The following is a 22,249-nucleotide window of genomic DNA, read 5'->3' as shown; positions in this document are numbered from 1 at the left end:
TGCTTGACATTGTGAATGTATTGCTTGACATTGTGAATGTATTGCTTGACATTGTGAATGTATTGCTTGACATTGTGAATGTATCGACTAACTCTAAAAGACTTGTGTGTACACAGTAGCCTTGCAGGGGAGAGATACGAGAAGCAAGCTATGGAGAGGGGTTTCAAGAATAAGTCGCACATCCCGTTAAATAGCTATTTGTAATGTCGCTGCTGCAAAAGGGCTTAAATTATTCTGGTGAAGAGGATTTTCTTTAAGCTTCGCATTGTACGAGTAGCAAAATTATGCTGATGCCAAGCTTGATAGAAATCGGGGTAAGGCATATTCTGGGCGCATTTCCAAGCTAGATCGTAGTATTTATAATTTAATTGCCAATAACCACTTAAAGCTTTGACTACCTCAACGCGATGCTGGTTATTCTGTATAATTTCCCCTAAGCTTGATGCTGCCTGCCTACGGGTGTAGTCATCTACAGTAGTTGATTGCAGCAGTTGCACCAAGCCGGTGATCGCATTTTCATTGCCTGGGTCGATTGTCCATAAACTATCTGCTGCTTGCCTACGGGTGTAGTCATCTACAGTAGTTGATTGCAGCAGTTGCACCAAAGCAGCGATCGCATTTTTATTGCCTGGGTCGATTGTCCCTAAACTATCTGCTGCCTTACTACGGGTGTAGTCATCTACAGTAGTTGATTGCAGCAGTTGCACCAAAGCAGCGATCGCATTTTCATTGCCTGGGTCGATTGCCCCTAAGCTTGATGCTGCCTGCCTACGGGTGTAGTCATCTACAGTAGTTGATTGCAGCAGTTGCACCAAGCCGGTGATCGCATTTTCATTGCCTGGGTCGATTGTCCATAAACTATCTGCTGCTTGCCTACGGGTGTAGTCATTTACAGTAGTTGATTGCAGCAGTTGCACCAAAGCAGCGATCGCATTTTTATTGCCTGGGTCGATTGTCCCTAAACTATCTGCTGCCTTACTACGGGTGTAGTCATCTACAGTAGTTGATTGCAGCAGTTGCACCAAAGCAGCGATCGCATTTTCATTGCCTGGGTCGATTGCCCCTAAGCTATATGCTGCCTGCCTACGGGTGTAGTCATCTACAGTAGTTGATTGCAGCAGTTGCACCAAAGCAGCGATCGCATTTTTATTGCCTGTGCCGATTGTCCCTAAGCTATCTGCTGCTTGCCCACGGGTGGAGTCATCTACAGTAGTTGATTGCAGCAGTTGCACCAAAGCAGCGATCGCATTTTTATTGCCTGTGCCGATTGTCCCTAAGCTATCTGCTGCTTGCCTACGGGTGGAGTCATCTACAGTAGTTGATTGCAGCAGTTGCACCAAAGCAGCGATCGCATTTTTATTGCCTGTGCCGATTCTCCCTAAGCTATCTGCTGCTTGCCTACGGGTGTAGTCATCTACAGAAGTTGATTGCAGCAGTTGCACCAAGCCGGTGATCGCATTTTCATTGCCTGGGTCGATTTTCCATAAACTATCTGCTGCTTGCCTACGGGTGGAGTCAGACACAGAAGTTGATTGCAGCAGTTGCACCAAAGCAGCGATCGCATTTTTATTGCCTGGGTCGATTTTCCATAAACTATCTGCTGCTTGCCTACGGGTGGAGTCAGACACAGAAGTTGATTGCAGCAGTTGCACCAAGCCGGTGATCGCATTTTCATTGCCTGGGTCGATTGTCCATAAACTATCTGCTGCTTGCCTACGGGTGTAGTCATCTACAGTAGTTGATTGCAGCAGTTGCACCAAAGCCGCGATCGCATTTTTATTGCCTGGGTCGATTGTCCCTAAACTATCTGCTGCCTTACTACGGGTGTAGTCATCTACAGTAGTTGATTGCAGCAGTTGCACCAAAGCAGCGATCGCATTTTCATTGCCTGGGTCGATTGTCCATAAACTATCTGCTGCTTGCCTACGGGTGGAGTCAGACACAGAAGTTGATTGCAGCAGTTGCACCAAAGCCGCGATCGCATTTTTATTGCCTGGGTCGATTTTCCTTAAGATATCTGCTGCTTCCCTACGGGTGGAGTCAGACACAGTTGTTGATTGCAGCAGTTGCACCAAGTCAGCGATCGTATTTTCACTGCTTGGGTCGATTTTCCTTAAGATATCTGCTGCCTTACTACGGGTGTAGGCAGACACAGAAGTTGATTGCAGCAGTTGCACAAAAGCAGCGATCGCATTTTCACTGCTTGGGTCGATTGTCCTTAAGATATCTGCTGCCTTACTACGGGTGTAGGCAGACACAGAAGTTGATTGCAGCAGTTGCACCAAAGCTGCGATCGCTTTTGTGCGGTCTGTTTGTTGCAGTGCTGATTTAGCGTCCTCTTCGATTGAACTCCTCATATCAATTGCCCACTTGACAATTTGCGCTACTATTTCATTGGCTCTATAAAAATCTTTAAACTCTACAATTCCTGCTGCGGCTAAAAAATAGGCGCGATATTCATAAAATCCTTTATCTATATCTTCTCTATTCCACTTGCCACATCCATCTTTAAAACTAACTAAGGCATTAATAAACTGTTGTTTTTGCCATTTGAGGTTTTCTTCTTCTCGTCCTAACCAAAGCAATATTGTTTGCTTCCATTGGGGTTCAAAGATGCGATAAGTTCCTAGCCTGGGATTTTTAGAATTGTGCTTGAGAAAGAAATGCCAGTCATTAATTGCTTTAGCAGCAAAGTACTCTTGAAATGAGGCATGAAAGAAAGCGTAAACAGGTTTTCTATTTGTATCTATCCCTACACAGTTCAACCAGCCGCGATTTAGTGCTAAATTTAGCAGCGACTTTTCATCATCGGCATCTCCCAAGAAGCGATTAACAAAATCTTGCCGTAAGCGAAAACGTGTTGCTTCTTTGTCTATTGCTGCTTTAGCTAATTCCCCCAATTTGACATTGAGTTCCTGACGTTGATGAGAGTTGATAGCAAATTCGTCTTTTTTCCACTTGTAGAAGTCATCAACAAATTGCTGATAAAGTCCTGCTTGAGTATCTGGTAACTTACCATCTCCTGATTGCCAATTCCAGCACAGCAGCGTCAACCGGAGAGGATTTTTCACTAAATCCTGAATCCGTTCTTTACCCGGTTCTTTCAACGCAGTACATAACTGCTTTCCAGTTTCGGGAATAGTAGCAAACCATTTGTGAATAAATTTTTCTACCTGTTCTGGATAAGAAAAATCTAAAGTGCGATAGTTATCAAAATCATCAAGTGCATTAACGTTGCCATCCCATAGATTAACCCGACAAGTCAGCACAATTCGCGCTTGAGAAATTAACCCTCCTTCACGGAATTGCCGTGCAATTTCTGTGAGAGGATTAGCTGAAGATGCGGACATTTCATCTAATCCATCTAGCAGCAGCCACACATTGCTTTGCTTAAATAAAGCAACAAAATCATCTTTTAGTTGCTTAGAGGCTTCAGCTTTACCTGTCTTCTGTGCGACTTGAGTCAACCAAGTCTCGAACAGATAAGGTCTTAGTTCTTGACCTCGCAAATCTGCTAAAGATACCCAAATCACAATCGACCGATCAATCTCACAAGATACCCAATCAGCAATCTGCTGTAAAAGTGTTGTTTTTCCTGCGCCTGGTTCACCAATAATTGCAATTCGCCTACCCTGACTTTTCGGCGTGTTCTTTTGTTTGAGAACTTCTTCTAAAAAAGCATCATGCTTAAATGTTTTGGTGATTTCTGTCTCCTTATACAGTTCTGAACCCTGTTCTGGAGAGATATCACCTTGAGGCTTTGGCTGTTTTTTACGCTCAACTAATCCCAGTGGTACGTAAACATCATCAACTTGCAGTGCAACGCCTTCAGTTGATGTCAAAGGATTTGTTGTCAGCTTGCGCCGTTCTGCAATTATTTCACGACAGATTTCACGCCAGTCATCGGGAGTTAACCTTGTCCCCTCCTCCCCTGGAGACGACTGTAGTCAGTTGTAAGTATTGTTCTGTTGCTCAATTGTGATTTGTTGAGCAACCATTGCACCTTTTTCTGCTTTAATTTCTTCTGCTAACTTCGCAAAGTTATTTACAACTGATGGATGAGATTTGATTTCTGCTGCTTTATTTTTAATTTCCTTAGCAGCCTCAGACTTGTCATTGTTAACTGCTGCTTCTACATCCACAACAGCTTGAGCAATTTCGGGATCTTGTGCTGCTTGTGTCAGTTCTAATACTGCTTGACCGTAATCTAATCTCTGCGGTTCATTACTGGTAAGAGATGGTGCTTTATTCTTTCGGCGTAGCAATTCTATCAACTTACCCGGAGCAGTCCATAAAACATCACCGATATTTTCGCCGATTTTCTCTTGTGCTTTAGTCCAAAGTACACTAGCTACAGCAATCAAGAAACTCTCAAATGTCATATATCAACTATAAGTAAGCTAATATATGTATTCTAGTGGTGAAATTACTTATACGCCAAATGTGATGGTGATCGCTCTTGGCGGCCTTTTAATCAAGTGTACAGAACGAGTTTACCCCTAAACTTAGGTAAGATGAAATGCGATCGCCATAACTCATCAAGGGTGTATCTTATCTGTATTTCTCCACGGATTCCACAGCAACATTGAGTTGTTGAGCAATATCTTCTACACTCATCCCAATTTTCAGTAACAGTGGAACGATAACTGGCAACAGTTCAGCTTCCTGTTCTTTTCGACCTTCTTCTAGACCCTGTTTTCGACCCTCAGCTTTGGCTTCCTGATATACTCTTGTTTGTTCTAAAGTTATTCCTAGCATAGCTTCCACTCTCTCTATTCAAAGACGAAAACTTGTAAACAGCACACATTTTGTCATAGTGAGCAAAACTTTCACGTCTGTGGTAGAACGTTTTACCTGTATTTCTCCACAGATTCCACAGCAATATTAAATTGTTGAGCAATCTGTTCTACACTCATCCCAGTTTTTAGTAACAGTGGGACAGCAACTTTCAACAGTTCTTCTCGACCTTCTTCTCGACCTTCAGCTTTGGCTTCCTGATATACTCTTGTTTGCTCTAAAGTTATTCCTAGCATAGCTTCTACTTCCTCTCTACTCAAAGACGAAAACTTGTAAACAGCAATTGTTGTAATGATTTCGATGATTTCGGTTTTCGGCAGTGTGCCTGTTTCTTCTAATTTTACCCTTTGAATTAGTTGCTTGGCTTGCTCTGCCATTTTTTCAGAGGATGCAATTGTTAACTGCATTAAGTTGATGCTGATTGGCAGAGTATCAGCAGTCCCTAACTCATCTAAATAAATGCGTTGCACTTGGTCGCTGTTTAAAAATATGCGATGAGTTCTTGTGTCGCTTGGCTCTAAACTCCGTGATGGAAATATTACTACACAGTACCAATCATCGTATTGAGATTGATTGCGGTACAAATAGGTGAGCGACTCGGTAAAAAATCGATGATAAAGACTTTCATCTTTCTGAAATTGAACTTCGGCAAAAAAGATAACTCTAGATGTTGCGTTTTCTGGTGGTAAAAAAACACCATCAATACGAAAGGCGGTTTCTTTTACTTCCACTGATTCAAATCGATAGTTTTGCGCCTGTGCAGGGTGGTTATCAATGATTTCAAATATTAAGGCTGGAAATCGTTTGAAAATTTGGTAATAAATAGAGTCACGTTTCATGAAAATATAAATATATGTTGGTTTTTTATGATTAATTCTATCAGGTTCTACCTACGCATTAACAGGAAATATTCATGATTTTTTAAATAAATTTATCCAGTTTTATTGTATTAAGCAATGTAACTATTTTAGTCTATCAAAACTTGAAAGTTACTCAAAAAAATTTCGCTTTATGTGTTAGCAAGTATAAAATTATGCTTGAATATCAAGACATAAATAAAGGCGATCGCGCAATTCCGACAAGAAGACAGCGTAGGCGTAGCCCGTCGTAGACATCGCTTTTATCAAAACTCAAACAGGAGTTTGAAGGTTCGTAGTAAGGACTTTAGTCCTTAGAAAAATTAGGACTAAAGTCCTTACTACAAATTTGTTTTTTAGTAATGGTTTCCGACTTTGCGGTGGTGAACGGCTGTCAGGGCTTCGGGTTTAGAAACTCGTCCGGTGTAAACTGTGCTATATACTACCCAGTGGTCGCCGCAGTCCATTCTGCTTTGCACTTCACACTCCATGTAAGCTAAAGCATCGGTGAGGATGGGTGTACCGTTTTCTGCTGGTTGGGTTCTGACTCCTTCAAATCTGTCTGCACCAGGGGCAAATCGTTTTAAGAAGTGCCGCATGAGGACTTGATAGTTACCTTCTTCTAAGACGTTGAGGACGAAGCGATCGCCTACTTGCATGAGGGATTCAATTGCTCTATCTTTGGCGACTGCAATTGATAATCCTAATGGTTTGAAGCTGGCTTGAGTCACCCAAGAAGCTAGCATCGCGCTAGAGACTTCATCTTTTTTGGCGGTAATAATATATAGTCCGCCGCTAATTCTCCCCAAGGCTTTGTCTAAATCAGCACCTAGGGATTTCATAGCTTTGATGCTGCGATCGCGTGTTACCCACTGTCCTAAGTCTGTACCCGCTTCTTCACACGCTTTATAAGTGTTATTTGTGGGTGTTTCTCTCACTTCCACTACAGGAAATGCTACGTGCAGGCCCAAGGAACGGAATTTGTTGAGTAAGGGGTAAGTCGGCTCATCATCACCGCCGCCTGTTTCAAATATGCCTATGGCTTGTTTCTCTTTGGCAGATCCTAAAACTGTACTCAGTGCAGCTTGAATACCAGCAGCACCAGACGCAGGAGGCATCCCAATTACTAGTCCCGTGCAACGTCCGACTAGTTCGCGCAGTTCTTGTAAGTCTACGGCTGAACCCAAATCTACTATTTCGACGGCTACGCCTGTTTTGCTGATACCGTTGACTATGGTTTGGGCGAGGCGATCGCTATAGCCATATTCGGAAACGTAAAATATACCAACGGTGGTTTCTGCTTTGCTTTGGGTTTGACTCCATTTACGGTAACGTCCAATTAGTTCTTCAACGTGATGGGAGAGTAATGGCCCGTGACCGGTGGCGACCATTTTCACGGTTGGTAATTCTCCCATCCGTTTGAGGGCAGACAATACCGACCGCGCATTTGGCCCCATCAAGCATTCATAATAGTAGTGAAAATCAGCTTCAATGGTTTTTAAGTCTTCGTCAAAGGTGCTATCAGAACAGTAGTGCATTCCGAAAGCATCGCAGGTGTAAAGAATTTGGGTTTTGTGGTCAAAGCTAAATATGGTGTCAGGCCAGTGTAAATTGGGAGCAATTACAAATTCTATTGCGTGACCGTTACCTAAATCTAGGCGATCGCCATTTTTCACAATTTTCCGCTTAAATGGCTGATGTACCAAATCTTCCAGAAATTGGATTGCTACTTTAGAAGCCACAACTGTAATATCTGGAGACATCTGTAACAAATCTTTGACTAAGCCACTATGGTCTGGTTCAGTGTGGCTAATAATCAAATAATCTATATCTGTGGGATTAATTAAGCCTGTGAGGATATCAAAATATAGTTTACGGAATTTTTCGTGGGAAGTATCCACTAAGGCTGTTTGCTCACCGCGTATCAAAAATGAGTTATAAGTAGTACCGTTTTGTAAACCAAACTCAATATCAAAGCGATCGCGATCCCAATCTAAAGAACGTATTACTGTAGTATCTTCAGCAATTTCTCCAGTCTGTATGGTGAGCCGTTTTTCAGTTTTATCGGTGACTGCTACCATAACTATCTCCTTAACACAATGAGTATTTATTCCTCTAGTCCTATTGTGACACGGGTTGTTTGTTAACTTTTATTAAAAAACCTATAGTTCAGTTTAAAAAATTAAAAGTGTGAAACCTTACCAACACCCAAGACACATAGAAAATATATGGCTAGCTTTAGAAATTGGCAATTCCCGCCAGCATTGGGCTTTATTCTCAGGCGAAACCCTTGATTGTACGTGGGATACTGATTATTTACCTGAGTCAGTTATACAGCTGTTGGCTTGCTGTGAAACATTAAATGATTTGCAGAATCGGGAATTGTGGGGAATGGGGACAAGAGGACAAGGGGACAAGGGAGTAACTTCGCTTCCCCATCGCCTTAGTCAGAACCGACTAAACGCCGCGCTACCGCTAACAGCACTCCCTATTGTTATCGCCTCTGTAGTACCAAAGCAAACCGCACTTTGGGAAACATACCCCAATGTTCATCTAATTACTTTAGACCAAATACCCCTCAAGAATACATATCCCACATTGGGAATTGACCGTGCTTTGGCTTTGTGGGGTGCGGGTATGACTTGGGGTTTCCCCATGTTAGTAATTGATACGGGGACAGCACTAACTTTTACAGGTGCGGATGCTAATCAGTGTTTAGTTGGCGGCGCAATTTTGCCGGGGGTGGGTTTACAATTGACGAGTTTAGGGCAACAAACTGGACAATTACCCAAATTAAATATAGAAGTAATTCAGTCTTTACCCCCACGTTTTGCCTTAAATACCCCAGAGGCAATTCAAAGCGGTGTAATTTACACTTTATTGGCTGGAATTAAAGATTTTATTGCAGATTGGTGGCAATTATTTCCTGATGGAAAAGTAGCAATTAAAGGAGGCGATCGCGTCTTACTATTAAACTATCTACAAGCCTTATATCCTGAAATAACTGCACGTTTAATAGTAGAACCAAATTTAATCTTTTGGGGAATGCAAAAAATAGTAATGACCTATAGCGTTTCCTAATCACATGAGGTGTATCATAGCCCCCTCCTTGCTTGCGGGGAGGGGGTTGGGGGTGGGGTTCACCTCACTAAAGCCAGAACCGCTATAACTGAATAAATTAATTCTCTGCGGACTCTGCGCTTACCTCTGCGACCCTACCCTGCGGGAACGCTTAACAGTGAATGCGTTTAAATTGGCACATTGCCTATTTGCGATTCCCAAAAACAAACTCTCGAATATCTCCAGCCACAACACCAGCACAAGATTTTGGTAAATCATTACCAGCATGAGAAATCATTTTAAATTCCGCTTGAGGAATAAGTTTACTGTAAACCTCACTACGAACTAAAGCATCAGGAGAATCTTTACTTCCTTGTAAAATCAACACCGGAACTTCTATTTTATGTAATAGACTTTGTAATAATTCCGCCGTAATTTCTGGTGTTTGTCGTTGAAATAATAATTGGCAAGCTGTAGGGTATTGTATTATCTTTTGGCGTGTTTGCCAATCTTGTTCAATTTTCTCATGTAAACCAAAAATCTTAGTGATAGAACGCAGCGATCGCAGTATCTTAAAAAAGAGTGGCGATCGTTTAACTAACCTCTGCATCTTCTGCCAATAAGCTTCCTGTCCTGGAATTTTGACACCCTCCGGTGCTAGCAAGACTAACTTATCAACCTGCTCTGGATACTTTAGGGCATAACTAGCCGCAATCCAACCCCCAATGGAATGTCCTACTAAGTACACTTTTTCTAATTTCAAAGCTTCCAGAAACTCAGCAATACATTCCACTTGTAAATCAATTGAGTGATGGATATTGGGATTTTCAGACTCCCCAAACCCTAATAAATCTGGGGTAAAGCAATGAAAATCTTTAGCAAGCAACGCCATTACTGATCCCCATTGGCTACTTTCATGCCAATTACCATGTAACAAAACGATAGGAATACCTTCCCCAGCCTCACGCCAGAATAATAGCCCTTGAGATAGCTTTCTCCGGGCGTTACGTAACAGCGTATCCATCTTGATTTAATAACCCATATAGCGAATTTTAAGTTTTAAATTAGACTTTTGATCATAAATCTAAGTTGCTAATTTTACCCTAAAATTACACATATTTTTATGAAAATCCTGATTAACTCATAACTCAGCACTCATAACTCAGCACCGGCTAAACGCCGCGCTACCGCTAACATAACTCAGCACTCATAAACTATTTTCAAGCTATGGTTGTCAAGCCATTCAAATAGTCTCGTAGCTGGCGGGCGTGGTCATGAGACATTGGGTCTAGAGGTAGGGCATGAGGAGGAAAAGCTTGGATTTCCATGACTTCTAATTCATCCTGAATCGCCATATTCCCTTGCACTTCCGCTTCTACCGCCACACAAATTGAATGAATTCTGGGGTCACGGTCTGGAGAAGAGTAAACCCCAACTAACCGCTTAATTTTTATTACCTCCAGTCCAGTTTCTTCCATTAACTCCCGATGGACTGTAGTGGGTATATCTTGTCCCCAGTCCACCATACCCCCAGGTAATCCCCAAAGACCATTATCTCGCCGCCGGATCAATACGATTCTTCCGTCAGGTAATATCGGAATGATACTAGTTCCTGTAATCGGATGACGGAAAATAATACCTAGTACGGTTTGTCCAATACGCCACAGACTACGTGCGTATTGGACAGGTGCAGAAAAAAAAGCAAGAACTTTCAATCTAAAAATGGTTATATTGTGTTATTTAATCACCTGCCACCTGCATGAAATCAACTATTTAAAGAGTTGATTTTGCTGTAAACAAATATGCTGGTCGCTTAAGGGTGTATTTTAACAATATTTCTATATAATATCAACTTTGCTATTTATTTGCCAACAATTTAGTTGCATATAAACCTATTATTAGGAATTATTTAAATATCCAGATTTTTAAAAATTTTCCAAATGCTATTGTCAAAACCGACTAGCCATAGCATTTATTAAATTCTGGTTAATAAAATTTAAATCTTTCTATTTAAATTGGTAAAACATAGATAAGCTATAGAAATTTACTTTTATTTTTGAGAACTAAGATACTTCAATAACCCCGATTTTTTTTGAATTAACCCAATTTTTTTGTGATCATGAATCAATGAAGATTGCTATCTGCACAAAGTATATAGCAGTCTGCTTTGATTTGGAGAACTTACTTTGGGAGGCAACAGAAGTCTGACTTTTGACGGGATCTGAAAACCCCTCTCCAAAGACGCGGAGAGGCTACTCTACGAGAACGCTAAGAACGAACTCGCGCTTAGTACATCTCCTCTACATATTCCCCCTTCCCTGCTAGGGAAGGGGGTTAGGTTTCACGTTAGCTTTTTCACATAACGCAAAAAGTCAGAACAGGAGTCAGGGCTTCCTTGCGGGACACAGGGAAGTTGAGTCGAGCCGCGTCAATCGAACGGGACAGGGAACAGAGAAAACGGGTTATGAGATGTACTAAATTTTCTCAAAAATCAAATAGGAGTCCTATACTATAGAAGTCTTAGGACAAACAAGATATTCATTTTTGATAGTTTTTGAAAGTCAATTTTAATTTTTCAGCCTGACAATTTCCTGGTATTGGAAAATATTGACATTATGCAATTAAATACGGTATGATGGTATGCTGTTCAAACTATCTACAGTTTTCAACTAGGACGAAACCATATCAATAGCACCAGTAGCTGATATTGTCTACCAGATGCCTAGTTGCTCTTTTTGTTGTTTATTCATGAGGTGAACATGGCAAAGCGCCGTAACCCGAAAAAAGAAAAGGCGCTACGGAACCAGGCATACGCCAGAAAGTTTCGTAAACGGACTACAACCGGAAAAATGCAGAGAAGATTCCAACAAAGACCACCTAAGAGTGAGGAAGAAGAGGGCGCAGCAACAATTGATGCTGAATAAGCTACCTTCTGAACCTGCACTTCTTTGAGTGTTTTAGTTGTGGGGGCGTACTTTATAGTACGTCCTTAATTTTTTTGTGCGTATTAGGCAATTCAATGAGTGGATTTTGGATTGGTTTTCAATCTAAAATCCAAAATCTAAAATCTAAAATTCCCAGTCCCTTTACTCAGACATTTGACTACGGGCAGCTAAAAGTGCTTTATTTACCTGATCAAAACCAGTACCGCCGTAACTGTTGCGAGCGGCTACAACGGTATGAGGAGATATGGCTGTATAAATATCATCTGCAAAGGCTGGGTGCAGTTGTTGCCATTCTTCTAGGGTTAAATCTTTTAATAGTTTACCGGCGGCAATGCTGGTTTTGACAACTTTACCTACAAGATTATAGGCTTCTCGGAAAGGAACTCCTCTTGCTGCCAAATAATCTGCAACATCGGTTGCATTAGAAAAGTCTTCTGTTACGGCTTCAGCTAGGCGTTGAGTACGAAATTCTAAGCCTTCTCGCAGCAAAATAGTCATGGCTTCCAGGCAAGCTTTAACGGTATTAACGCTGTCAAATAACCCTTCTTTATCTTCTTGCAAGTCTTTGTTATATGCCAGGGGTAATCCTTTCATAATTACCAGCATTGCTTGAAGATGACCGAATACCCTGCCAGTTTTGCCCCGGACTAATTCTGGTACATCGGGGTTTTTCTTTTGCGGCATGATACTAGAACCTGTAGCACAGCTATCTTTAAGGGTGACAAAACGAAATTCTTCAGATGCCCAAAGAATCATTTCCTCAGATAGCCGACTGAGGTGAACCATAATCAGGCTAGCAGCACACAAAAATTCAACGGCAAAATCGCGATCGCTCACCCCATCTAAGCTATTAGCATAAACACCATCAAAATGCAATAACTCGGCTGTGTAATGACGGTCAATAGGGAAAGTCGTCCCAGCTAAAGCACCACACCCCAAAGGCGAAATATTTACCCGGCGATAAACATCTCCTAGGCGTTCCCAGTCTCGTTGTGCCATCTGGAAGTATGCCAAGAGGTGATGAGCTAAACTCAGGGGTTGGGCGCGTTGCAGGTGGGTATAACCAGGGATGAGAGTTTCTACGTTTTGTTCAGCGATTTCTAATAAGACACGTTGAAAGTCCCGTAAATACTGCTGAATTTGTTGAATTTGGTCACGTAAATATAACCTAGTATCTGTGCCTACTTGGTCATTACGCGATCGCGCCGTGTGTAGTTTTTTCCCCACATCACCAACAATTTCTGTTAACCGCCGTTCCACCGCAAAGTGGACATCTTCCGCATCAATACCCGGTTGAAATTGTCCTTGGCGGTATTCTTGGCGAATTTGTTCTAAACCCGCCACCAGTTGCTCTCCTTCTTGCGAGGAAATAATCCCCGTATGCGCCAACATTTGGGCATGAGCTTGAGAGCCTGTGAGGTCGTATTCTATTAATTGTATGTCAAAACCTATACTGGCATTAAAAAGAGCGATCGCTGGATGCAACGCTGATTCAAACCTCTGACTCCACGTTTGTTTTTCGGTCATAGAAATATTGGGGATTGGGGTATAAAAAAGTCAAAAGTCAAAAGTCAAAAATTCTTTAATTTTGAATTTTGAATTTTGAATTAGTATTACACCCCTACTTCCTACTCCCTATCCATGTCAACCGTACTTAGTCAGGTTTCTAAAGATAGAACCAATTACTAAACCAATCAATAATGCCCAGATTTGACCTGACTTAACAAAAGTATTCCACGCTTTCTGTAACTGACCTATCAAGTCAGGGTCAGTCACATTTTGTGCCAACACAGTTAAATTAACAGGTAGATCCCCAAAATTTTGAGATATTAAATCACTTAGGTAGTGCATCTTGAGTAATTCATTAAGTTAAAGATTAGGGATAGAAACTAAAGTTTAGAGATTAAGTAATTCACCCAGTCCCCAGTCCCCAATCCCCAGTCCCCAATCACTCGCTGTCATAACTCAAGATGTCGCCGATGCCATCCGTAATTTCTCGGCTGTTCGCAAAATCTGTCCCGCCAACACTGCTGCACCAAAACCGTTATCAATATTGACTACCCCCACCCCAGCCGCACAGGAATTGAGCATTGTTAATAATGGTGCTAACCCGCCAAAACTAGCACCATAACCCACACTGGTAGGTACAGCAATTACAGGACAATTAGCTAAACCCGCTACAACACTGGGTAAAGCACCTTCCATCCCGGCGACTACAACTAATACTGATGCTGACTCCAGCAGATGGCGATTACTTAACAAACGATGAATTCCCGCCACACCCACATCCCAAAGACGCTGCACACGAAACCCAGAAAGTTCAGCTGTAACTGCGGCTTCTTCTGCAACGGGTAAGTCAGCCGTACCAGCCGAGAGAATACCAATAACTCCCTCAAACTGTGGTTCAATTTCAAGCGGCACAATTGCACAAATTCTTGCTTGTTCGTAGTACCGTAATCCCCGAACTTTTGGTTGTAATAAGGTATAAACTTTGGGTTCAATGCGGGTAGCCATCACTACAGGATTACGTTGACGCATTACCTCCATAATTTGGGCAATTTGTTCTGGGGTTTTACCCGGCCCCCAAATTACTTCCGGGAAACCGGTTCTCAGATGACGGTGATGGTCAATTTTGGCAAACTCCCCCACAGGTTCATAAGCTAAGTCTTTGAGAGACTCTAAAGCCATATCTGGGGTAACTTTACCATTAGCAACCGCCTCTAGGAGCGATCGCAAAGTTTCAGTTTGAGTCACGGTAAATTTTAGGGGATAGGTGACAGGTAACGGGTGACAGGTGACAGGTGACAGCCTTACTCAACAATTTTGATTTCGTAGAGATTCCAGAAAGCACCACCTAGGGCTGAAAATTTAATGCCAGAAAAGCGATCGCGTACTGCTGTCATGGCTAGTGGATTCACCAAATAAATAAAGGGTAAATATTCTTGGGTAATCCTTTGGGTTTGGGCATAAATTTCTTTGACTTTCGCTTCATCAAATTCCTGGGCTGCTTGGACATATAAGCGACCAATTTCTTCTTCCCAAGGTGCAACTTCTCTACCTTCAATGGGCTTTTGTCCTGGTTGGGGTTTTTGATTAAACATATGTAGTCCCCCATCAGGAGACCAAACATTAGCCCCATCATTCGGTTCTAAACCACCAGTTAAACCGAGTAAAGAAGCTTCCCAATCTAAAGTATTAGCCAGTTTATCTGTGTAGGTATTCCAGGCCAAGGGTGTAAAATCAACTTGCATCCCAATAACAGCCAAGTTTTGTTTGATTTGTGACCCTATCGCTTCTCGAATTTTATTACCTGAGTTAGTCAGTAAGGTGAAGCGAACACGATTACCTTCCGCATCTAATAATTGACCTTGTTCATTATATTTAAAGCCCGCTTTCTTCAGCAGTTGCTTGGCTTTTTCTGGATTGTAATCGTAAGTTCTGAGATTCTCTTGAGGGGAGATGTAATAGGGACTTTGGACAGTAATTGGTGAATTTTGTGGTTCACCCAAGCCACGAAAGGTGTTATTAATCATCGTTTGACGGTCAATAGCATAAGCTACTGCCTGTCTAAATTCCACTGTATTAAACCAACGAGACTTGATAGGATCTACCAGTGGTTTACCGTCTCTTCTACCTTTATTTAAGTTAAATAAAATAAAGTTTGTACCTGTTCCTGGTTCTCTCCCGTAAATTTTGAAATTGCCTTGTTTTTCTTGCTTTTTCAGTAAGGAAAAGTATTCTGCTGTCACTCCTACAGAATCTAATCCACCAGAACGAAATTGTAGCAAAGAAGTATCTGTATTTTCGACTATTTGCCAAACTATCCGTTCAATATAAGGTTGCGGTTGGCCTTGAGGACTTTTGCGCCAATAGTAGGGATTGCGCCGAAAAACTACCCGTTCACTGGTGTCATAGCGTTCTAATTTGTAAGGGCCATTCACAATAATTTGCTCTGGAGGTGTATCAACGCCCCATTTGCTTAAGAATATCGGTTTACCGTCTTGGTTCTTCTGTTTCACAAATCCTTTTAAAGCATGGGCAGGTAAAATTGGAGTACCAGCATTTAAAAGAAATGGTCGGAAGGGTTCTGGTAGAGTAAATTCCACACGGCGATCGTCAATTTTTTTGACAGTAGGTAATTTCCGATTTACGCCAATTCTGAAACCATCCCTAGTATCTGTAGGAATTGCTTCATTAAAATAAATATCGTTATAAGTAAAAACTACATCTTCTGCTGTGAGTGGCTTACCATCAGACCATTTCAAGCCCGGACGCAAAGTGAATGTAAAGCGCAATCTATCCTCAGAAATCTGCCAAGATTCTGCTAGAGCAGGTTCTACTTTACCAGTAATAGGATTTTGGTTAATTAGCCCTTCATAAGTCAGACCGAAAATATTAGGCGATTCTTGACTTAGGGCTAGATTAAAAGTTTTGGGATCACTAAGAATACTATTTACTAACTGTGGGGTTTGTGCTGCTGAACTTTTAAAATTCTCTGGGTTACAAGCCGCAACTGTAACTGCTGTAAATGCAGCCAGAATTATCAGTATCCAAAAACGTTTAATTAGAGTAATTATCTTACTAGTAGATGGCATAATCTTAGATGGTTAATTTAATTATTTTGCTAGGGATGCAAAATCCTTGACTGAAAGTAAGTTAATCCGCCGCTAATAGCAGAACTACAGCATAAGCGCATATCCCTTCTTCTCGTCCTACAGGTCCTAATTTTTCGTTGGTGGTAGCTTTAATACCCACTTGATTAGGCTGTAATTTTAAAACATCTGCTATTTTGTCACGCATTGTTTTAATATGGGGCTTCAACTTGGGACGTTCTGCTACCACCACGGAGTCAATATTGCCTATCTGCCAGCCTTGATCCCGAATTAACTGATGGACTTGGCTTAACAAAACTAAACTATCTGCCCCTGCCCATTGGGGATCAGTGGGGGGGAAATAATGGCCAATATCCCCTAAAGACAATGCCCCCAATATCGCGTCCATAATGGCGTGAGTTAGTACATCCGCATCACTATGTCCTAGTAAACCGAGTTCATGGGGAATTTGGACTCCTCCCAAAATTAAAGCGCGATCGCTCACCAGTCGATGTATGTCGTAGCCATTACCAATTCGGATATTCATAGTTAGTAGTCAATGGTGAATGATAATTAGGCATTGGGCATTGGTTATGTTTTCCTACTCCCCCTGCCTCCCCTGCCTCCCCTGCTCCCCCTGCTCCCCCTGCTCCCCCTGCCCCTCTGCTCCCCTGCCCCCCTGCCTCTTCTCCTGTTGCCATTTTGAGAGCAAATCAGGACGGCGATCGCGGGTTTTTTGAATTTGTTGTTCATAACGCCACTGAGCGATCGCGGCGTGATTGCCAGATAATAAGACATCAGGGACTTTCCAGCCGCGAAAGTTGGCAGGACGAGTATATTGGGGATAATCTAACAATCCCTCTTCAAAACTTTCGGCTGTTAAAGACTCTGTTTTCGCTACAGTCCCCGGTAAGAGACGCACCACACCATTAATCAATGCCATTGCCGGAATTTCGCCCCCAGTGAGGATGAAATCCCCCAAGGATACCTCACGGGTCACAAGATGCAGTACCCGCTCATCTACCCCTTCGTAATGTCCGCAAATGACTACTAATTGGTCATAGTTGCTTGACAATTCTCGCAACAGAGGTTGATTAATGGTTTGACCTTGTGGACTCATTAAAATAATCTCGCGGCGGGGTAGAACTGGCAAGGATTCTACCGCCCTAAAAATGGGGTCTGGCTTCATCAGCATCCCTACACCACCACCATAGGGTTCGTCATCTACCTTGCGGTGCTTGTCGGTAGTAAAGTCTCTAGGATTAGCTAGGTTTACTTGGGCAATTTGTTTAGCGAGGGCTTTACCCAGCAGACCAGAACTGAGAACTGAGGTAAAACAGTCAGGAAAAAGTGTAACTATATCAAAACGCACAGTAATTCGTATTCAAGAACACTAATCTTAAATTTGAATGTCTATCAAACACAAGCTGCAATTGTAGGGTAAAACTACATATAGGCTTTATCAATAGTATCTAAAAGTCTTAGAACTCTTGGCTTTTGCTAGACTCAAAAGTTTTTCTAGTTACTTAATTTATGTTTAAATGTTGTCACAACTAGATTTAAATAAATAATCTGACCAAGTTAACAACTTCCAGGATGCATCAGGCCAGCCTCAGAAAATGTGTGTAAAGACCTGCTCACTCCAAACCCAGAAGGGAAACCTAATCCCCAATGCCAGGGGAGAACACAGCCCTTAAGCACAATTGAGCCAGTCTGGAAAAAGTGACCAGGTGAAAAACAAGGCTCTGGCTTTGAGGCACAGCAAAGAACACCAGAATAACGAGGCTTCTTGTGCATCGAATGCAGTGTCCTTAGTAAAAAACAAAGTGCAGTAACTATCAGGCTCATCAACCTTGTTAAATGCACACGCCATTCGCCACAAGCCGGGAAACCCCTCCAGGGAACGGCAGTCCACTCGACGGCAAAACCCCACGGGTGGCTGCACTCACCGACCAAGGCGATGGCTCCTGAAGTTGTTGACAGGAGAAACACAATGCCGGAATTAAAAGCTAAATCGCTGGAAATGAGGACACCCCAAGCTACAAAAACCGCCGTTCTGGTAATCGGAGGCGCAGAAGATAAAGTTCATGGACGAGAAATCCTGAGAACTTTTTTTGGACGTTCTGGTGCAAGTAAGGCCTATATTACAATTATTCCATCCGCTTCCCGCGAACCCGCGATTATCGGTGGTCGGTATATCCGCATTTTTGAAGAAATGGGTGCTGAAAAGGTCGAGATTTTAGACATTCGTGAACGGGAGCAGTGTGAATCTTCCCATGTGAAAGAATCCCTAGAAGCCTGTAGTGGGGTATTTTTGACAGGGGGCGACCAACTGCGCCTGTGTGGTGTATTGTCAGATACACCAGCGATGGAAATTATCCGCAAGCGGGTCAGAGGCGGACAACTGACTCTAGCCGGCACAAGTGCTGGAGCAGCCGTGATGGGTCATCACATGATTGCTGGTGGTGGTAGTGGTGAAACGCCAAATCGTTCCCTAGTAGATATGGCGACGGGTTTGGGATTAATTCCTGAAGTCATTGTTGACCAGCACTTCCACAATCGCAATCGGATGGGTCGCCTCATTAGCGCAGTCGCGGCTCATCCCGATAGACTAGGAATTGGCATCGATGAAGATACTTGTGCTGTATTTGAACGCGATGGTTGGCTACAGGTAATGGGCAAAGGCAGTGTCACCATTGTCGATCCCACCGAACTCACCCACACCAACGAACCCCACGTTGGCGCAAATGAACCTTTAACCGTGCATAACTTACGTCTGCATATCCTCAGCTATGGCGATCGCTTTCACCTGTACCAAAGGACAGTATTGCCTGCGGTACACCGCATCTCTAGCTGACGGAATAGAGTACCTGAGGTTAGACTGAATTGATCGCCTATTATTCTTTGCCGTAGAAAAATCCTTGAAATACTATGTAAGAAGAAAAAACTGTTCGTTGCAAACAGTTTAGCGGTCAATTCCAGTAAGAAACTAGAATTTTGGTTCCGAATCTCCATCTACCTATTCCCATGAGAATCCTCAAGATCCAGACCTTACGCGGCCCAAATTACTGGAGCATTCGACGCCACAAGCTGATCGTCATGCGCCTCGACTTAGAGAACCTTGCCGAGACACCCTCAAATGAAATCCCCGGTTTTTATGAAGGATTGGTAGAGGCGCTGCCAAGTCTGGAAGGTCACTACTGCTCACCTGGCTGTCGTGGTGGCTTTCTAATGAGAGTGCGAGAAGGCACGATGATGGGTCACATTGTCGAACACGTAGCCCTAGAACTCCAAGAATTAGCAGGAATGCACGTTGGCTTCGGCCGCACCCGTGAAACCGCCACACCTGGAATCTACCAGGTAGTAATTGAGTATTTAAACGAGGAAGCGGGACGCTATGCTGGCAGAGCAGCCGTCAGGTTGTGCCAAAGCATTGTAGATCGCGGTCGATACCCCAAGGCAGAACTAGAGCAAGATATCCAAGACCTCAAAGACCTATGGCGTGATGCTTCCCTAGGCCCTTCAACCGAAGCCATTGTCAAAGAAGCGGAAAAACGCGGTATCCCCTGGATGCAACTCAGCGCACGCTTTTTGATTCAACTTGGCTATGGTGTGAATCAAAAGCGGATGCAAGCCACCATGACTCAAAGAACTGGCATCTTAGGCGTAGAATTAGCCTGTGATAAGGAAGCCACCAAACGCATCTTAGCTGCGTGTGGTGTACCAGTACCTAGGGGTACAGTCATTAATTTCTTGGATGATTTAGAAGAAGCCATTGAACAGGTTGGTAGTTATCCCATTGTGATTAAGCCCCTAGATGGTAATCATGGGCGTGGTATCACCATTGATATTAGAACCTGGGAAGAAGCAGAGGCCGCCTACGAAGCAGCCAGACAAGTTTCCCGCTCAATCATTGTGGAGAGGTATTACGTTGGGCGCGACCACAGGGTACTAGTGGTAGATGGTAAGGTCGTAGCAGTTGCCGAACGTGTACCAGCTCATGTGATTGGGAATGGCAGATCCACAATTGCCCAACTAATCGAAGAAACCAACCAAGACCCCAACCGTGGCGATGGACATGATAACGTCCTGACCAAAATAGAACTAGACCGCACCAGTTACCAGCTACTAGAAAGGCAAGGTTACACCCTCAACAGCGTGCCACCCAAAGGCACGATTTGTTATTTAAAGGCAACCGCCAATTTAAGTACAGGTGGTGTTGCGGTAGACCGTACAGACGAAATTCACCCGGAAAACGTTTGGTTAGCGCAAAGGGTAGTCAAAATTATTGGTTTAGATATCGGTGGACTAGATATCGTCACCTCTGACATTAGCCGCCCCTTACGAGAACTAGATGGCGTGATTGTGGAAGTTAACGCTGCTCCTGGTTTTAGGATGCACGTAGCCCCCAGTCAAGGCATTCCCCGCAATGTTGCCGGCGCAGTTATGGATATGCTGTTCCCCAATGAACAATCCAGCCGCATTCCCATTCTCAGCGTTACAGGCACTAACGGCAAAACTACAACTACCCGCCTGTTAGCTCATATCTATAAGCAGACAGGCAAGGTAGTGGGTTATACAACTACAGACGGTACTTATATCGGGGATTACTTAGTAGAATCAGGTGACAACACAGGCCCCCAAAGCGCACACGTCATCCTGCAAGACCCTACAGTAGAAGTAGCCGTATTAGAAACAGCCCGTGGAGGTCTTCTCCGTTCTGGTTTAGGGTTTGAGTTAAGTAATGTGGGTGTAGTGTTAAATGTTGCTGCCGATCATCTAGGCATAGGTGACATAGAAACCATTGACCAGCTAGCCAACCTCAAGAGTGTAGTTGCAGAAGCTGTATTTCCTGATGGTTACGTGGTACTCAATGCCGACGATCGCCGCGTAGCTGCAATGGCTGAAAAAACCAAAGCCAATATTGCTTATTTCACCATGAATCCCAGTTCGGAGTTAGTGCAGCAGCACATCCAAAAGGGAGGAGTAGCGGCAGTCTATGAAAATGGCTACCTGTCGATTGTTAAAGGTGATTGGACACATCGCATCGAAAGGGCAGAAGGTATCCCCCTGACGATGGGTGGACGTGCGCCGTTCATGATTGCTAACGCCTTAGCGGCGAGTTTAGCAGCCTTTGTGCAGAATGTGTCTATCGAACAAATTCGCGCCGGCTTAAAAACCTTTCGTGCTTCGGTGAGTCAAACACCAGGACGGATGAATTTGTTTAATTTGGGCAACTATCACGCCTTGGTAGATTACGCCCACAACCCAGCCAGTTACGAAGCCTTGGGTTCTTTTGTCCGCAACTGGACTACAGGACAACGAATTGGCATAGTCGGTGGGCCAGGCGATCGCCGCGACGAAGATTTTGTCACATTAGGCAAACTAGCAGCCGAGATTTTTGACTACATCATTATCAAAGAAGACGACGATACCAGGGGAAGAGCAAGGGGATCAGCCGCCGATTTGATCACTAAAGGCATTACCCAAGTTAAACCCGATGCCCGTTATGAATCAATTTTGGATGAAACCCAAGCAATAAACAAAGGCTTGGACATGGCCCCCGAAAAAGGTTTGGTAGTAATTCTGCCAGAGAGTGTTACCCGTGCTATTAAACTCATCAAGCTACGCGGTGTAGTCACAGAAGAGATTCAACAACAAAATACTCACACCGCCATTGTCGATAACCAAAATGGGATAGCATCTAATTCCGTTATTAATACTTTGCTGTAGTTAATAGTAGAGATGTGGACAATCGCATCTCCACTATTGACCGTTGCTGAGTTACTAATTTGAAATTTCTATTTTTCTTCGTATTCCGGGTTGGTATCCTCACTAGGAGTTTTTAGCTCCTCTTTAAAACCTCGTAGGGTTTTACCTAGTGCGTTCCCCAGTTCGGGAATTTTTTTGGGGCCAAAAATTACAATAGCTACAACAGCGATGATAACTACTTCCGGCCATCCTAGTCCAAACATATACAGTTCCTCTAAACTATGTT

17 protein-coding genes are annotated in these 22,249 nt (G+C 43.1%); 3 read left to right on the top strand and 14 right to left on the bottom strand.

Going from position 1 to position 22,249, the window contains the following annotated elements:
• Positions 1 to 224 precede the first annotated feature (224 nt).
• The 5 genes from L6494_RS16930 to L6494_RS16910 all read right to left on the bottom strand — a co-directional run bounded on the left by L6494_RS16930 (position 225) and on the right by L6494_RS16910 (position 7,735).
• Positions 225 to 3,842, bottom strand: a complete 3,618-nt coding sequence (locus tag L6494_RS16930; RefSeq protein ID WP_237988873.1) for a HEAT repeat domain-containing protein — start codon at positions 3,840 to 3,842, stop codon at positions 225 to 227.
• A gap of 105 nt (positions 3,843 to 3,947) precedes the next feature.
• Positions 3,948 to 4,382: a hypothetical protein gene (locus L6494_RS16925; RefSeq protein ID WP_237988872.1), complete on the bottom strand. Its 435-nt coding sequence runs from the start codon at positions 4,380 to 4,382 to the stop codon at positions 3,948 to 3,950.
• Positions 4,383 to 4,551: 169 nt separating this feature from the next.
• Positions 4,552 to 4,758, bottom strand: coding sequence for a hypothetical protein (locus tag L6494_RS16920; protein WP_237988871.1), 207 nt, complete (start codon positions 4,756 to 4,758; stop codon positions 4,552 to 4,554).
• Positions 4,759 to 4,850: 92 nt separating this feature from the next.
• The gene (locus L6494_RS16915) at positions 4,851 to 5,636 is read right to left on the bottom strand and encodes an Rpn family recombination-promoting nuclease/putative transposase (protein ID WP_237988870.1); all 786 of its coding nucleotides are present in this window, start codon (positions 5,634 to 5,636) and stop codon (positions 4,851 to 4,853) included.
• Between the two features lie 374 nt (positions 5,637 to 6,010).
• Entirely contained in the window at positions 6,011 to 7,735 is a 1,725-nt protein-coding gene (locus L6494_RS16910) for a diflavin flavoprotein (RefSeq protein WP_237988869.1), read from the bottom strand.
• Between the two features lie 109 nt (positions 7,736 to 7,844).
• On the opposite strand from L6494_RS16910, the gene L6494_RS16905 reads away from it, so the two are divergent.
• Entirely contained in the window at positions 7,845 to 8,735 is an 891-nt protein-coding gene (locus tag L6494_RS16905; protein WP_237988868.1) for a pantothenate kinase, read from the top strand.
• Positions 8,736 to 8,919: 184 nt separating this feature from the next.
• Here the strand turns inward: L6494_RS16905 and L6494_RS16900 are convergent, their stop codons facing one another.
• From L6494_RS16900 to trmD, 8 genes are all read right to left on the bottom strand, one after another.
• On the bottom strand, positions 8,920 to 9,738 hold the full coding sequence (locus L6494_RS16900) for an alpha/beta fold hydrolase (protein WP_237988867.1): 819 nt from the start codon (positions 9,736 to 9,738) through the stop codon (positions 8,920 to 8,922).
• Between the two features lie 196 nt (positions 9,739 to 9,934).
• On the bottom strand, positions 9,935 to 10,429 hold the full coding sequence (locus L6494_RS16895; protein ID WP_237988866.1) for an NUDIX domain-containing protein: 495 nt from the start codon (positions 10,427 to 10,429) through the stop codon (positions 9,935 to 9,937).
• A gap of 1,371 nt (positions 10,430 to 11,800) precedes the next feature.
• Positions 11,801 to 13,186 (bottom strand): argininosuccinate lyase, encoded by a 1,386-nt coding sequence (argH, locus tag L6494_RS16890; RefSeq protein ID WP_237988865.1) that lies wholly within the window; start codon positions 13,184 to 13,186, stop codon positions 11,801 to 11,803.
• Between the two features lie 117 nt (positions 13,187 to 13,303).
• Complete coding sequence (locus L6494_RS16885; protein WP_237988864.1) at positions 13,304 to 13,510, bottom strand: hypothetical protein; 207 nt, start codon at positions 13,508 to 13,510, stop codon at positions 13,304 to 13,306.
• Positions 13,511 to 13,624: 114 nt separating this feature from the next.
• Positions 13,625 to 14,413, bottom strand: a complete 789-nt coding sequence (gene larB / locus L6494_RS16880) for a nickel pincer cofactor biosynthesis protein LarB (RefSeq protein ID WP_237988863.1) — start codon at positions 14,411 to 14,413, stop codon at positions 13,625 to 13,627.
• Positions 14,414 to 14,469: 56 nt separating this feature from the next.
• Entirely contained in the window at positions 14,470 to 16,254 is a 1,785-nt protein-coding gene (locus L6494_RS16875) for an ABC transporter substrate-binding protein (RefSeq protein WP_237988862.1), read from the bottom strand.
• A 61-nt stretch (positions 16,255 to 16,315) separates the two neighbouring features.
• Positions 16,316 to 16,798, bottom strand: a complete 483-nt coding sequence (gene ispF, locus L6494_RS16870) for a 2-C-methyl-D-erythritol 2,4-cyclodiphosphate synthase (protein WP_237988861.1) — start codon at positions 16,796 to 16,798, stop codon at positions 16,316 to 16,318.
• A gap of 54 nt (positions 16,799 to 16,852) precedes the next feature.
• Positions 16,853 to 17,623 (bottom strand): tRNA (guanosine(37)-N1)-methyltransferase TrmD, encoded by a 771-nt coding sequence (gene trmD / locus L6494_RS16865; protein ID WP_237988860.1) that lies wholly within the window; start codon positions 17,621 to 17,623, stop codon positions 16,853 to 16,855.
• 621 nt (positions 17,624 to 18,244) lie between these two features.
• Between trmD and L6494_RS16860 the strand changes: the two genes are divergently transcribed.
• On the top strand, positions 18,245 to 19,108 hold the full coding sequence (locus L6494_RS16860) for a cyanophycinase (RefSeq protein WP_237988859.1): 864 nt from the start codon (positions 18,245 to 18,247) through the stop codon (positions 19,106 to 19,108).
• Between the two features lie 170 nt (positions 19,109 to 19,278).
• Positions 19,279 to 21,984 (top strand): cyanophycin synthetase, encoded by a 2,706-nt coding sequence (gene cphA / locus L6494_RS16855; RefSeq protein ID WP_237988858.1) that lies wholly within the window; start codon positions 19,279 to 19,281, stop codon positions 21,982 to 21,984.
• 68 nt (positions 21,985 to 22,052) lie between these two features.
• Here cphA and tatA read toward each other — a convergent pair whose 3' ends face one another.
• Positions 22,053 to 22,226, bottom strand: coding sequence for a twin-arginine translocase TatA/TatE family subunit (gene tatA / locus L6494_RS16850; protein WP_237988857.1), 174 nt, complete (start codon positions 22,224 to 22,226; stop codon positions 22,053 to 22,055).
• Between the last annotated feature and the right edge of the window lie 23 nt (positions 22,227 to 22,249).

Source organism: Nostoc sp. UHCC 0870 (assembly GCF_022063185.1).
Lineage (GTDB): Bacteria > Cyanobacteriota > Cyanobacteriia > Cyanobacteriales > Nostocaceae > Trichormus.
The sequence above is the reverse complement of the archived record's forward strand: the minus strand, read 5'-3'. Positions and strand labels throughout refer to the sequence as shown.